Below are 13,739 nucleotides of genomic sequence, written 5' to 3' on the forward strand. Positions count from 1 at the left end.
TGCGCCGTCGGGGCTGGTCGCGCCCACGCGGCGGAGCCGCACATAGACACAGCCCCGCGCCCCTGTGGGGCGCCGCCCTGGCCGTTGGTCAGAACAGGCTCAGCAACGCCTCCGCCGGGTCTGTCAGGGTGGTTTCTGCTCCGGGGAGGGGAAGTTCGAACCAGACTGTTTTGCCTCGGGGGGTGCGGCGGGAGCCCCAGGCGGCGCTGAGGAGGCCGACGAGTTGGAGGCCGCGGCCGCCCTCGTCGGTGTCGCGGGCGCGGCGGCGGCGGGGCTGGACCAGGCCGGAGTCCCAGACCTCGCAGACCAGGGTGCGGTCGAGGAGGAGGCGGAGTCTGATCTCGCCCTCGCCGTAGCGCAGGGCGTTGGTGACCAGTTCGCTGACGAGGAGTTCCGTCGTGTCGACGAGGGGCTCCAGGTCCCAGCCGAGGAGTTGTGCGCGGGCGTACTCGCGGGCGCGGCCCACGCTGCGGGGTTCGCGGGGCAGCGTCCAGTCGCCGACGGACTCGGCGGGCAGGCCCTGGACGCGGGCCATGAGCAGGGCGATGTCGTCCTCGCCGTGGTGGGTGTCGAGGGTGTTGAGGACGTGGTCGCAGACGTCCTCCAGGTCGCGGTGGGTGGCGGTGTGCGACGCCGACGCCGGGGTCGAGGGGTGGGCGGGGTCGGTGAGTGCCCCCACGAACGCCTGGAGGCCCTCGTCCAGGGGGTGGTCGCGGGACTCGACCAGGCCGTCGGTGTAGAGGGCGAGGAGGGCGCCCTCGGGGAGTTCGACCTCCACCTCCTCGAAGGGTTCGCCGCCCACGCCGAGCGGCATCCCGGGCGGCACGTCGAGCATGAGCGCGGCCTCGCCGGGTTCGACCAGGACGGGCGGCAGGTGGCCCGCGTTGGCGAAGGTGCACCGCCGGGTCACCGAGTCGTAGACGGCGTACACGCACGTGGCCAGGTAGACCTCGGACAGGTCGGCGTCGCGGGGCTGGCGGGCGGTGCGGGTGGCCTGCTGGACGCCTCCCCCAGAGCCGAAAGCCTGGGTGGGACCCCCAGGGGTGCCGAGGCCGCGGGCGATCTCGTCCAGCGCGGAGAGGACCTCCGCCGGTTCCAGGTCGAGCAGGGCCAGGGTGCGTACGGCTGTGCGGAGTTCGCCCATGGCGACGGCCGCGCGCAGGCCGCGGCCCATCACGTCGCCGACGACGAGCGCGGTGCGGTGGCCGGGGAGTTCGATGACGTCGAACCAGTCGCCGCCGACCTCGGTGGCCGCGTTGCCGGGGAGGTAGCGGCAGGCGATGTCCAGGCCGGAGGCCTCCGGGTCGCCGGGCGGCAGCAGGGACCGTTGCAGTATCAACGCGCGTTCGTGCTCGCGGCGGTACAGGCGCGCGTTGTCGATGCAGACGGCGGCGCGCGCTGCCAGTTCGACGGCGAGGTCCCGGTCGCGGTCCCCGAACGGTTCGCTGCCCTTGGTCCGGGAGAACTGGGCGAGTCCTACGACGGTGTCGTGGGCGACCATCGGCACCGCCAGCGTGGACTGCACGAGCCCGCCCTCCTCGGCGGGGATGCGCTGCGGGCGGGCGGTGCGCAGGGCGTCCGCGCAGGGCGAGTTGAAGGGGTAGTGGTGGACGGCGCCGACCCTGACCGGTTCCCCGGAGGCGCTGAAGGGCGCGTCGGACACGGCGCTGGCGAAGGCGACGCGACGCAGTTCCGCGCTGCCGTCGGCGCGGCCGGGCGGGTTCTCGTCGCCGGCCAGCAGTCCCTGGTAGAGGTCGACGGTGGCGAGGTCGCAGAAGCCGGGGACGACGACGTCGAGGAGTTCCCGGGCGGTGGTCTCCAGGTCGAGGGAGTTGCCGATGCGGGCGCCGGCGTCGTTCAGCAGGGCGAGGTTGCGGCGGGCGGCGGCGGCCTCGCGGGCGGCGGCGCGGCGGGCGGTGATGTCGGTGCCGAGCCAGGCGATGCCGATGGGCCGGCCGCTGCCGCTGTGCACGCGGTAGAGGTTGACGGACCAGTGCCGGCGTTCGTCGGAGCCCGGGACGTACCCGGTGACGTGCATGTCGGTGATGGAGTCGCCGGTCTCCAGGACCCGCCGCAGCGTGGCCGAAACCCGCTCGGCCTCGCCGCGCGGCAGGTAGTCGTGAACTCCCTTGCCGCGGTGGTCGTCGGGGGTTCCGCCGAAGATGGAGGCGAACCGCATGTTGGCGCGGCGCACCCGCAGGTCCGGGTCGATCAGCAGGAAGCCGAACGGGGATTGGCCGAATATGGCCTGTGAGGCGGCGAGGTCGGTCTCGATGCTGCGCAGGGTGCGGACGTCGACGACGATGCAGACGGCGGCCTTCTCGCCCTCTGCGGTCCGGGTCGGCATGACGTAGACCTCGGCGAGGCCTTCCTCGCCGCGCTGTCCGTCGGGCCGGTCCGGCATCCGGAACGGGACGACCCCGGTCCACTCCCGGCCGTCGAGGATCTCGGCCATCTTGCGCTGGCCGCGCTCGCGCAGGTCGGGGTCGATGAACGCCTCTATGGGGTCCGTGCCGACGGCGCGTTCGGCGGGGATGCCGAAGAGTTGCTCGGCGCGCAGGCTCCACTGCTCGACGAGGCCGTCGGAGCCGATCGCGAACGAGGCGACCTTGATGTAGTCGTAGATCGAGCCGGGCGGACTGCTCTGCCACATGGCCTCGCCGGGTGCCGCGGCAGCCTCCGCGGCCCGCGTCCTCGCGCCGTCCGACGGGTCCTCGGACTCCGTGGCCTTCGCTGGTATCTCGCTCACGCGAACCGTCCCCTCCAGCTCACCGCGTCCGGTACCGGTCACCGAAAGGCGGCTGCCCGCAGTATCCAGCACTACGGGGCCGCACGACACGGTGTTCACGATCACAGCTCGGTCCAGGCTTTTTTCGGACCGTGCCGCGACAACACTTCCAGTCTTCTAACCAGGGAACACGCCCTCGAATCTCCTACGGGGTCCCTGTTGTGGACCTTGTTGCCGGCCCGGTGCGCGCCGGGGACGGTCCGCGGACGTCCGTGACAGCGCGTCCGGGCCGGGAGGGCGGCCGATTCTCACCCCGGGAGCGCCAGCTCGAACCACACGGTCTTGCCGTTCGTGCCGGGCCGGGTGCCCCAGCTCCGGGAGGCGCCGGCGACCAGTTGCAGGCCGCGTCCGCCCTCGTCCTCGGGGTGGGCGACGCGTTCGCGCGGCGGGTCGGGAAGCGGGTCGGAGACCTCCACGCGCAGTGCGTCGGCGACTGCGGCGGGGCGGACCAGCCGTACGCCGATGGGCCCGGTCGCGTGCCGCAGGGAGTTGGTCACCAGCTCGCTGACCAGCAGGGCCGTCAGATCGGCGAGGCCGTCCAGGTCCCAGCCGCGCAGTTGGTCGCGGACGACGACCCGGGCGGAGCGCACGGCACCCGGTTCCGCGGGGAACGTCCACTCGGCGCAGTCGCCTTCGGTGTCGATCACGCCGATCACTTCCCTGGCCGGCCGGCCCACCCATGTCCGTTTTCATGGGATTAATGGGCACATACCCGATATTCGGGGCACAGTACCGCGCGACGGGGCACACTGTGGCGCGAACGGCGTACGACGGGTTCGGCACCCGCCGGCGGTGCGCTCAGTACGCCTGCGCGGCGAGGCGGGCGGCGACCTCGCGGACGGCCGGGACGTCCTGGTCGAGCCAGGGCACGTCCCAGAGTTGGGCGGGGGTGAGCCAGCGGAGCTCGTCGTGGTCCTGGAGGGGGCGGGGCGCCGCCGACCCGGGGAGCAGGCGGACGGTCCAGACCTGGAGGACGTACGGCGGCTTCAGCGGCCACTCCCCCGGCACACGCTCGACGGCTTCCGTCTCGACGCCGAGTTCCTCCCGGAGTTCGCGTACGACCGCGTCCTCGGTCCGCTCACCGGCCTCGACCTTGCCGCCCGGCAGCTCCCAGCGTCCGGCCAGTTCGGGGGGCGCGCTGCGGCGCGCGGCGAGCAGGCGGCCGGCGTCGAGCAGGGCGGCTCCCACCACCACGATCCGTTCCGTCATGAGGCGGAGCCTACGGCAGCGCCGCACACCCCGGTTGCGCCCACAGCCCGGGCGCCCACGCCCTGGCCACCGACACCGCCCGGGTCGCCGAGCGGCCCCGGCCCGCATCCGGTTCCGGGCGGGGCGCGACGGTCAGCAGCGGTTCCTATCGCGGTCCCGTCAGTTTCGGCTTTCTCCGTTGTGGGGGATTCGCTCGACCCAGTAGAGCTGTTTGTGGCCCCGGTCGTCGAGGCTGTCGGCGATTCTCTGGGCCTCGGCTCGTGTCGCGTACCGGCCGACCCGGTAGCGGTTGCCGTTGTCGTCCTGCCGTATCACGAGCCAGGGCAGCGAGACCGTGCTCTCACTCATCGCCCCCACCGTTCCTTCTCGCACCGCCCCACCCTCCCCCGGGCCCCCGCCCCGTCCGGCCTAAGGAAACCCCAATCCGCATATGCCCGAGCGTACGCCCAACCTTTACGGAGCGAATACGCCTTTTCACAAAGAGGTACGCAACCAGCCAGAACAGTGGGGGCGCACGTGACCGAATGCGCCGTCTCCCACCCCGCTGCCTTCAGCGGAGGCATGACGGAGGGACGGCGGGCCACCTGCGAGAACGGCTGGATTCCAGCGGCCCGGTGGGACCCTGGGCGGGGTCGCGCACGGGTGCGGCGGAGAAGGGGGTGCGCGGTGTGTGCGCTACCTCACGCGGGTGACACGGTTCCGGTCGGCCCGCGCGGCGCTCACTTGACGGGCAGGTGGTACGCCACCCGGTACCGGTCGGCCGGGATCACCACGTCGGCCGCCTCGACGGGACGCCCGGAGGCGAAGTAGGTCCGCTGGATCACCAGGACCACGTGTCCGGGGACGCCTCCCAGCAGGTGGAGTTCCTCGGCGAGGCCGGGACGGGCGCCGACCTCCTCGGTGACGTTGTCCACGATGACGTCGATGGCGCGCATGCGTTCGACGACACCCATGCCGCCGAGCGGCCCCTCCTCGGGCAGCATCACCGGGGTGCGGCCGGTGACGGCGAGCGGCTCCCAGGAGGTGGAGAGCATCATCGGCTCACCGGCCTCGCGGAACAGGTACTTGGTGCGCATCACCCGGTCACCGGGTCTGATGCCCAGCCGGTCGGCGAGGGCGACCCCGGCCTCGGCCTGCTCGCTGCTGGACTCCCAGGTGCCTCGCACCCCGGCGTCGGCCTGCTCCTGGCGGAACGGTGTGGCCCCGGCGGCCGGCCGGTATCCGGAGCGGGCGATCCTCCTCGGCACGGGCCGCTCGCGCACATAGGTCCCCGACCCCGAACGGCCCTCGACCAGCCCCTCGGCCATCAGCACCTTGCGCGCCTCCAGCGCGACGGTGTCCGAGACGCCGTACTCCTCGCGGATGCGGGCCTGCGAGGGGAGGCGTGTGTGGGGCGGCAGTGAACCGTCGACGATCTTCTTGCGGAGATCACCCGCGACGCGCAGGTACGCCGGCTGCTCACCGAATGTCACGGGCCGCTCCCATCAGGTTGTACAGACAGCAACAGCGTGGCAACCGTGGGTTGGCCATGCAAGCAAAGGCCAGAGAATCACTCGATGTGATGACATGCGCCCCCGGAGGGCTTTACGCAGGCACTTCTTTCCGCTTATAGCCGCGATCACACCTCCATGGCACCCCCTGCCCCGGCCCGGACGCCGGTACCGTGTCCCTCCGGGGAACGGGGGCGAAATGCGGGTGGGGACAGCCACGGTCCGGGCGGTCAACGGACTCACGGCGCGCTGGGCGGCGACCGCGGGCGACGGCGGCACGGTGTTCTCGGCGGCCGGGGTGTGGCCGCTGCTGGGATTCCTCGCGGACGGCGCTGCGGGCCCGGCGCGCGCGGAGTTGGCGGAGGCACTGGGCCTGCCCGCGGACCGCGCGGCCGACGCGGCACGGGAGTTGCTCGCCGGACTGGGGGCGACGCGCGGTCTGGACAGCGCCGTGGGCCTGTGGACCAGGAGGACCCTGGAACTGCGCGAGGCCTGGTCGGCGGGGCTTCCGGCCGACGCGCACGGCGTGCTCACCGGGGACGAGGCGACGGACCGGCGGGCCCTGGACGCCTGGGCGAAGGCCCGTACCGGCGGCCTGATCGAGCGGATGCCGGTGGCGTCGACGGCGAACGTCGGACTGGTCCTCGCGAACGCGCTGGCGCTGCGCACGCGGTGGCTGAGCCCGTTCGACGAGGTCGCGCTCGACACGGCGTACGAGCCCTGGGCCATCACGCAGCGGCAGGGCCTGTGGCGCCGTTCCGCCGTGCTGGACCGGATCGGCGTGGCCGCCACCCCGCACGGCCACGTCACCGAGCTGAAGGTGCTCGGCGACAACGCCCTCGACGTCCATCTGCTGCTCGGCGAGGAGGGGATGACACCGGGCCAGGTGCTGGGCGCGGGCGTCGGTGTCCTCGCGGGCGCGCACCCGGTCGTGTCCGGCCCGCTGCTCCCCCACGGCGAGGCGGGACCGGGACTCACGGTGTGCAGGGGGCGCAGTACGACCCCGGACCGGCCCCTGCTCGACGTCACGACGGTGGCGTACGACATGACGGCGCGCCACGATCTGCTGGCGCTGCACCGGTTGTTCGGGCTGACCACGGCGCGGGACGACAGCCGCGGCCACTTCCCCGGCGTCAGCGCGTCTCCGCTGGCCGTGGGGGCGGCCGAGCAGGCGGCCATGGCCCGGTTCGGGGCGCTGGGCTTCCGGGCGGCCGCGGTGACGGCGTTCGCCGCGGTCCCCGGCGGCATGCCCCCTCCCGTCCGCTACCTCACCACCACGGTCGAGGCCCGCTTCGACCGGCCGTTCGGCTTCCTCGCCCTGGAGCGCCACTCGCGGCTGGTGCTGGCGGCCGGCTGGGTGACGGATCCGCTGCCGCTGCGCGAGGAGCCGTGGGAGGACGGGACGGCCGGGGGGCACGGGGAGTGATCCGTGGGGCGCGGCCGGGACGGCCGCGCCCCGGCCGCCGCCCCGCGCACCCGGCCCGCCGCCGGGGCGAGGGGGCGTGGCGCGGGGGCGCGGCGCGGGCGGACCTCTCAGCCCTCGAAGCCCTGGTCGCGCAGGATCTTGTCGATGCGGGTGCGGTGGGCCTCTTCCCAGGCGTCGAGGCTCTCACCGGCCTCCTTGGCCAGCTTGGCCCGGGCCGCCGCCATGACCTCCGCCGCGCGCTGCGCGGGGACGGCCACGACGCCCTCCTCGTCGGCGACCACGATGTCGCCGGCGTTCACCGCCACCCCGCCGCAGCGGACCTCGGTGTTGAGCGGTTCGACGGCCTTCTTGCCGCCAGGGATGGGGATCACGCCGCGCGCGAAGACGGGGAAGGCCATCTCGCGGACCTCGCCGAGGTCGCGGATCAGGCCGTCCGCGACGAAGCCCACGACGCCCCGGCGCCGCGCGACCGCGCACACGTTGCCGCCGGCCAGCGCGTGGTCCAGGTCGCCCGACTCGACGACGATGACGGAACCCGGCGCGGCGCGGTGGATGGCCACGTGCAGCATGAGGTTGTCGCCGACCGGGCACCGCACGGTGAACGCCGGTCCGGCGATGCGCGGCACCGGCTGCCACAGCGGGCGGATGCCGATGTCCATGACCTTCTCGCGGCCCAGGACGTCGGCGAGGGTGGTGGTCGGGATGTCCGCGAAATCGAGGTCGGCGGCTTCGTTGACGTCTGCCATGTCTCCCCTGTTCATCGTTGCTGTCGCTGCGGACGCGCGGCCGCGTCCTTCTCCGGGCTGTAGAAGTGCTGTTCCCAGGTGGCGCCGCCGTCCGGCGTCGACAGTACTGTGCCCTCGTCGCCGACGATCCAGGTGCGCAGCGGGGAGGCGACGTGCACGGCCCACAGGGACATGCCCGAGCCGGTGGTGGCGGTGCGCCAGGTCTCGCCGCCGTCGTCGGAGAGCAGCACGGTGTCGCTGCGGCCGACGGCCCGTCCGGTGCGGCCGTCGGGTGAGAAGTGCACGGCGTTGAGGCTCTGGACGGTGCCGGTGGTCCGGCGGTGCCAGGTGTGGCCGGCGTCGTGGCTGCCGAGGACGGTGCCGTCGTCTCCGACGGCCCAGCAGGTGTGCCGGTCGAGGACGCACAGGCCGATCAGGTCGGCGGTGGTTGTGCTGTCCTGCGGCCGCCAGGTGCGGCCGGCGTCGTCGGTGGTGAGCACGGTGCCGCCCGCGCCCACCGCCCAGCCGGTGCGGTCGTCGGCGAACTGCACGGCCCACAGGGCGGCTTCGCCCGGTCCGCCGGCCTGGGGGCGCCAGGTCTGCCCGCCGTCGCCGGTGTGCAGGATCGTGCCCTGGTCGCCGACGACCCAGCCGGTGCGGCCGTCCGGGCGGACGTGCACCGACAGCAGGTCCTTGATGGTGCCGGTCCGCTGGGCCCGCCAGGTGGCGCCCGCGTCCCGGGTGGCCAGCACGGTGCCGCCGCGTCCGGCCACCCAGGCCCGGTCGGGGTCCGGTGCCGCGACGCCGTACAGGTTGGTGGCGACGCCCGGGGGCCGCGGGGTCCACCGTCCGCCCGCGCGGGAGGAGAGGACCGTACCGCCGTCGCCGACGATCCAGCCGCCGCTCGCGTCGGGGAAGACGTGCACGCCGTAGAGGTTCTTGCCGGTGCCGGAGACGTGCGCCCGCCAGGCCCGCCCGGCGTCCTCGCTGCCGAGGACCAGTCCGCCGTCGCCGACGGCGGTGACGCCCTTGCCGTCGGGTGCGGCCCACACGCCCTTGAGGTTGTTGGCGACGGCGGCGTCCTGGGTGTGCCAGGTGGCTCCGGAGTCGGAGGTGGCGAGGACGGTGCCCGAGTCGCCCACCGCCCAGCCGTGTTCGCCGGACGCGGTGAAGGCGACACCCCACAGCACGGTGTCCGTGCCGCCGGCGCGGTGTTCCCAGGTGGTGCCGCCGTCGTGGGTGACGAGGAGCGTGCCGGCGCGGCCCGACGCCCAGGCCGTGCCGGCGTCCACGGCGTGCACGCCGGTCAGGGTGGGCGTGCCGGCCGGGGTGTCGCACAGCCGCCAGGTGGCGCCGCCGTCGGCCGTGGCGAGGACGGTGCCCAACTCCCCCACCGCCCACGCGTGCCGCCCGTCGGCCGTGCCGTGCACGGCGTGCAGGTGGGCCGTGGCCGGGGTGTCCCGAAGCTGCCAGGTCAGGCCCTCGTCGGCGGTGGCGAGGACGGTACCGGACTCGCCGACCGCCCAGCCGGCCGGTCCGGCGAGGTGGACGGCGTGCAGCGCGGCGCCGGTCGGGACGTCCCGGCGCTGCCAGGTCGCGCCGCCGTCGGCGGTGGCGAGAACGGTGCCGGACTCGCCCACCGCCCAGGCGTGCAGCCCGTCGTCGAGGCCGTGCACGCCCCACAACAGGCAGGCGGCGCCCGCCGGGTCGGCGGCGGTGCCACTCTGCCAGGAGGCGCCGCCGTCGGTCGTCACGGCCACCGTGCCGTCCTGGCCGCTCACCCAGCGGACCGGGCCCGCGCCGTGCACGCCCACCAGGTCCTTGTGCATGCCGTTGAGCTGCGGGTGCCAGCTGCGGCCGCCGTCCTCGGTGGCCAGGACGAGGCCGTCGTCGCCGGCGGCCCAGCCGCGCAGCGCGTCCGCGGTGAAGGCGAGCGTGACGACGTCCTTGCCGGTGCCGCTGGTCCGCGGTGTGAAGGTGCGGCCGCCGTCGTCCGAGGCGAGGATCATGCCGTCGTCGCCGGAGACGCGGACCGTGCGCCCGTCGGACGCCGCCCACAGCCCGTAGACGTCCAGTTCGGTGCCGCTGTCACCGTGGTTCCAGGTGGTGCCGCCGTCGGTGCTCCACAGCACGGTGCCGCCGCGGCCCACGGCCCAGCACAGGTCGCGGTCGAGCGCGAAGACACCACGCAGGTCGGCGTCGGTGCCGGTGTGCTGGAGCGTCCAGGTGACGCCGCCGTCGGTGGTCGCGAGGACGTGGCCCTTCTTGCCGGCGATCCAGGCCGCCTCGTCGTCCAGGGCGAAGCAGCGCGTGAAGTGCGCGGCGGCCGGGGCGGTCTGCGGCTGCCAGCTCACCCCGCCGTCGCGCGAGACGAGGACGGTGCCGCCGTCGCCGACGGCCCAGCCGGTGCGTCCGGACGGGGCGAACGCGATGCCGTAGAGGTTGCGTTCGGTGCCGGAGTCCTGGCCGTGCCAGTGCGCGCCGCCGTCGTCGGTGCGCAGGATCGTGCCGTCGCGTCCGGCCACCCAGCCGCGCCGGGTGTCGGCGAAGGCGACCGCCCGCAGGTCCTTGTCGGTGTCCCCCTGGGGCGTCCAGCGGCTGCCGCCGTCGCGCGTGGCCAGGATCATGCCGCCGTCGCCGACGGCCCATCCGTTCGCCCGGTCCACCCGGCAGACGCCCTGGAGGTTCACACTGCGCGGTGCGACGTTCCACATGGTCATGACGCAGCTGCCCACCTTTCGCACGTGGTGCTCGGAAGTCGTACGTCGTGCTCGCAATTCGTACGTGTACTCGGAGTTCGTACGTCGTGCCCCGCCGGCGGAGAGGCGGGCGGTCCCCGGCGCCGGCGCGGGCCGTTCAGCCAGCCGGGGTCACCTCGCCGGCCGTGCTCCCGGCACCCTCGCCCTCGCCCGCGGCGGCGCGGGTGCGCAGGCCGCGGCCGACGACGGCCGGCATGGCCGCGCCCAGCAGGGCGAACGCCCCGGCCAGCACGACCCAGCCGAGCGCCCCGTGGTCGAGGACCAGCCAGGTGAAGACGGCCGGCGCGATCATCTTGCCGATGTCGGCGCCCATGGCGTGGGTGGCCTGGTACTGGCCCTGGGCGTGGTCCGGGGCCAGTTCGAACGCGATGCCCCAGCTGCCCGCCGCCTGCCGCACCTCGCCCAGCGCGTGCCCGACGGCGCCCACCACCAGCAGCAGGCAGGCCGGCAGCAGGGCCGCCCCGTCGCTCAGCGCGAACACCAGGCAGGCGCCGGCCACGCAGCCGGCGCCCTGGAGGCTCACCCGGGCGGCCGACCGCGGATCGTCCGCGCCCCGCGCCGCCCACGTCTGCACGGTCACCACCAGGATGGTGTTGACCAGCAGGATCACCGCGCTCATCCAGCGCGGCGCGCCCGTGTGCCGCAGCACCCACAGCGGCAGCACCACGTCGAGCAGGATGGCGTGCGTGGTCAGCAGCCCGTCCAGCGCGGCGAAGCTGAGGAACGGCACGTCCCGCAGGACCCCGAGGGCGGGACCCGCCGAGGCCGGGACCGGCGGCACGGCCGGCTCCTTCATGGTGAGCAGGCCGGTGATCAGGAAGGTGAGCGCGATGAAGCCCACCGCCCCCTGGTAGGCGGCGCGGGAGCCCACGGCGAGGACGAGGCCGGCCAGGCACGCGCCGACCGACACGCTCGCGTTGGAGGCGGCCCGGATCTGGGCGAGCACGGTGACCCGGTTCGCCGACGGGATGAGGCCGGCCAGCATGGCCTTGCGGGCGCTGCGGCCGGACCGGTAGGCGATGCCCTGCAGGGAGACGACGACCAGATATGGCCAGAAGTCGGTGGCGAACAGCAGCGCGCAGGTCAGTACCGTCAGCACCAGGAACGACCACATCTGGACCGTGCGCGGTCCGGCCCGGTCGGCCAGGTGCCCGAGCGGGATGCTGCACAGCAGGACGATCGCGGCGGCGACGCTCACACTGATGCCGAGCTGCCCCGTCGTCAGGTGCAGCACGGTGACGGCGTAGATCGCGCTGAGCGCCATCCACAGCCCCTGACCCAGTGTCATCACCATCGTGATGACCGCGAGGAGTCGCGCGGGGCCGGGCGGCGGCAGGAGGGATCTCATGGTGGGGGCACTCCTCGCTGGTTCGTCCCGGCGAGGCTAGGTCACCCGGTCCCGGCGGGGCGGGCTTGCGCGCACAAACGGAATTGACCGCGAAAAGCCGATTCTGCTCACTGTGCGCGTTGATTGCGTGGCGGAAGCACAAAGCCCGTGCGCAGAAGGGGATTTGCTGGCTTAAGGAGCAGTGCGCTCGCAAGGGCGCGGACGGCCCGGGGCGCGGCTAGCGTCTGTCCGGCTTCCCGTCACCGTCAGTTCGGACCGACATGACCACAGCACTCGACCGGCGTCTCGGCGCCGGCCTGCTCCACCACGCGAGCATCCAGCCGGGCCGCGTCGCCCTGACCCTCGGGCGCCGCGCCTACACCTACGAGGAGACCGCGCTCACCGCGCGCCGCTGGGCCGCCGCCCTCGTCGACGCGGCCGGGCGCCGGCCCGAGCGGGTCGGGGTGTTCGCCCACCGCAGCGAGGTCTCCTACCTGGGCGTGGCCGCGGCGCTGTTCGCGGGCGCCGCGTTCGTCCCGCTCAACCGGAAGTTCCCGCAGGAGCGGACCCGGACCATGCTGGAACGCGCGGACGTCGACGCCGTCCTGGTGGACGCCGCCTCCGCGCCCCAGCTCGCCGAGCTGCTGCCGCGGCTGCCGAAGCCGCCGGTGGTGCTGCTGCCGGACGCCCGCCGGGCCGACGTGCCCGGCCTCGCCGGGTACCGGGTGCTGGACGCGGCGGACCTGGCCGCGTTCTCCCCGCTCGACGAGCTGCCCGCGCCCGGTCCGGACGACCCCGCCTACCTGCTGTTCACCTCGGGCAGCACCGGGGTGCCGAAGGGGGTGCCGGTCACCCACGCCAACGCCCGGGCGTTCCTCGACGTCAACCAGGACCGCTACCGGCTCACCCCGGACGACCGGCTCACCCAGACCTTCGACCAGACCTTCGACCTGTCGGTGTTCGACCTCTTCATGGCCTGGGAGAACGGGGCGGCGGTCTGCGCGATGGACCCCATCGAGCTGCTCGCCCCCTTCCGCTACCTGGAGCGCAACGGCGTCACCGTCTGGTTCTCCGTGCCGTCGGTGGCGGCCGTGCTGCGCCGGCGCGGGGTGCTGGGGCCGGGCACCATGCCGACCCTGCGCTGGAGCCTGTTCTGTGGGGAGGCGCTGCCCCGGGCCACCGCCGAGGCGTGGCAGGCGGCGGCGCCGTACTCCACGGTGGAGAACCTGTACGGGCCGACCGAGCTGACCATCGCCTGCACCGTGCACCGCTGGGACCCGGTGATGTCGCCGGACGCGTGCGTCCACGACAACGTGCCCATCGGGCGCGCGTACCCGGGGCTGCACGCCCTGGTGGTGGACGAGCGGCTGGCCGTGGTCGGGGACGGTGAGGCGGGCGAGCTGTGCGTGGCCGGCCCGCAGACCACGCCGGGCTACTGGCGGGCGCCGGGGCTGACGGCCGAGCGGTACTTCGAGCGCGACGGCCGTACCTACTACCGCACCGGCGACCTGGTACGGCACCTGGACGGGCAGTACGTCTGCCTCGGCCGCAACGACCAGCAGGTCAAGGTCGGCGGGCACCGGGTCGAGCTGGGCGAGATCGAGGCCGTGCTGCGCCGGGCCGGGGCCACGGAGGCGGTCTGCCTGCTGTCGCCGGGCGACCAGGCGATCACGGCGGTGGTCTCCGGCACCGGGGACACCGAGGCGCTGGCCGCGGCCTGCGCCGCCGGTCTGCCGTCGTACATGGTGCCGAAGTCCCTGCGGGTCGTCGCGGAGATGCCGGTCAACGCCAACGGCAAGGTGGACCGCGCCGCGCTCCGCGACCGGCTCGGGGAGCACTCGGCCGATGACCGCCCCGCCCCGCCGGAGGAGACGGCCGGCCACCGCTGAGCCCCGCCCCGCCGGAGGAGACGGCCGATCACCGCTGAGCCCCGCCCCGGCACCCCCGCCCCATCACGGTCCCGCACGCTCCGGTCCCGGCGCGGTCCCGTCAGCGCACGCGGCCGACCGCCGCCG

Annotated in this window: 10 protein-coding genes; 2 read left to right on the top strand and 8 right to left on the bottom strand. The window is 74.2% G+C overall.

Going from position 1 to position 13,739, the window contains the following annotated elements; translation table 11 throughout:
- Nucleotides 1-88 precede the first annotated feature (88 nt).
- The 5 genes from DBP14_RS10710 to DBP14_RS10730 all read right to left on the bottom strand — a co-directional run bounded on the left by DBP14_RS10710 (nt 89) and on the right by DBP14_RS10730 (nt 5,469).
- Complete coding sequence (locus DBP14_RS10710) at nt 89-2,749, bottom strand: SpoIIE family protein phosphatase (protein ID WP_129306922.1); 2,661 nt, start codon at nt 2,747-2,749, stop codon at nt 89-91.
- Between the two features lie 287 nt (nt 2,750-3,036).
- On the bottom strand, nt 3,037-3,465 hold the full coding sequence (locus tag DBP14_RS10715) for an ATP-binding protein (RefSeq protein ID WP_129306924.1): 429 nt from the start codon (nt 3,463-3,465) through the stop codon (nt 3,037-3,039).
- A 121-nt stretch (nt 3,466-3,586) separates the two neighbouring features.
- Nucleotides 3,587-3,997, bottom strand: coding sequence for a (deoxy)nucleoside triphosphate pyrophosphohydrolase (locus DBP14_RS10720; RefSeq protein ID WP_129306926.1), 411 nt, complete (start codon nt 3,995-3,997; stop codon nt 3,587-3,589).
- Nucleotides 3,998-4,156: 159 nt separating this feature from the next.
- Nucleotides 4,157-4,345 (bottom strand): SPOR domain-containing protein, encoded by a 189-nt coding sequence (locus DBP14_RS10725; RefSeq protein WP_129306928.1) that lies wholly within the window; start codon nt 4,343-4,345, stop codon nt 4,157-4,159.
- Between the two features lie 371 nt (nt 4,346-4,716).
- Nucleotides 4,717-5,469: a GntR family transcriptional regulator gene (locus tag DBP14_RS10730; protein ID WP_129306930.1), complete on the bottom strand. Its 753-nt coding sequence runs from the start codon at nt 5,467-5,469 to the stop codon at nt 4,717-4,719.
- A 217-nt stretch (nt 5,470-5,686) separates the two neighbouring features.
- Between DBP14_RS10730 and DBP14_RS10735 the strand changes: the two genes are divergently transcribed.
- Nucleotides 5,687-6,913, top strand: a complete 1,227-nt coding sequence (locus DBP14_RS10735; protein ID WP_129306932.1) for a serpin family protein — start codon at nt 5,687-5,689, stop codon at nt 6,911-6,913.
- A gap of 107 nt (nt 6,914-7,020) precedes the next feature.
- Here the strand turns inward: DBP14_RS10735 and DBP14_RS10740 are convergent, their stop codons facing one another.
- The 3 genes from DBP14_RS10740 to DBP14_RS10750 all read right to left on the bottom strand — a co-directional run bounded on the left by DBP14_RS10740 (nt 7,021) and on the right by DBP14_RS10750 (nt 11,745).
- Nucleotides 7,021-7,659, bottom strand: coding sequence for an RraA family protein (locus DBP14_RS10740; protein WP_129306934.1), 639 nt, complete (start codon nt 7,657-7,659; stop codon nt 7,021-7,023).
- 11 nt (nt 7,660-7,670) lie between these two features.
- Nucleotides 7,671-10,358: a YCF48-related protein gene (locus DBP14_RS10745; RefSeq protein WP_129306936.1), complete on the bottom strand. Its 2,688-nt coding sequence runs from the start codon at nt 10,356-10,358 to the stop codon at nt 7,671-7,673.
- A gap of 136 nt (nt 10,359-10,494) precedes the next feature.
- Nucleotides 10,495-11,745: an MFS transporter gene (locus DBP14_RS10750; protein ID WP_129306938.1), complete on the bottom strand. Its 1,251-nt coding sequence runs from the start codon at nt 11,743-11,745 to the stop codon at nt 10,495-10,497.
- A 260-nt stretch (nt 11,746-12,005) separates the two neighbouring features.
- On the opposite strand from DBP14_RS10750, the gene DBP14_RS10755 reads away from it, so the two are divergent.
- Nucleotides 12,006-13,613 (top strand): amino acid adenylation domain-containing protein, encoded by a 1,608-nt coding sequence (locus DBP14_RS10755; protein WP_129306940.1) that lies wholly within the window; start codon nt 12,006-12,008, stop codon nt 13,611-13,613.
- Nucleotides 13,614-13,739 lie beyond the last annotated feature (126 nt).

The organism is Streptomyces sp. L2, assembly GCF_004124325.1.
In the GTDB taxonomy this organism is placed as follows: domain Bacteria; phylum Actinomycetota; class Actinomycetes; order Streptomycetales; family Streptomycetaceae; genus Streptomyces.

Excerpts from the sequence above, each read along its gene's own strand:
- DBP14_RS10720 (WP_129306926.1), bottom strand. The coding sequence starts at position 3,997 with ATGACGGAACGGATCGTGGTGGTGGGAGCCGCCCTGCTCGACGCCGGC.
- DBP14_RS10725 (WP_129306928.1), bottom strand. The coding sequence starts at position 4,345 with ATGAGTGAGAGCACGGTCTCGCTGCCCTGGCTCGTGATACGGCAGGAC.
- DBP14_RS10735 (WP_129306932.1), top strand. The coding sequence starts at position 5,687 with ATGCGGGTGGGGACAGCCACGGTCCGGGCGGTCAACGGACTCACGGCG.
- DBP14_RS10740 (WP_129306934.1), bottom strand. The coding sequence starts at position 7,659 with ATGGCAGACGTCAACGAAGCCGCCGACCTCGATTTCGCGGACATCCCG.
- DBP14_RS10745 (WP_129306936.1), bottom strand. The coding sequence starts at position 10,358 with ATGACCATGTGGAACGTCGCACCGCGCAGTGTGAACCTCCAGGGCGTC.
- DBP14_RS10750 (WP_129306938.1), bottom strand. The coding sequence starts at position 11,745 with ATGAGATCCCTCCTGCCGCCGCCCGGCCCCGCGCGACTCCTCGCGGTC.
- DBP14_RS10755 (WP_129306940.1), top strand. The coding sequence starts at position 12,006 with ATGACCACAGCACTCGACCGGCGTCTCGGCGCCGGCCTGCTCCACCAC.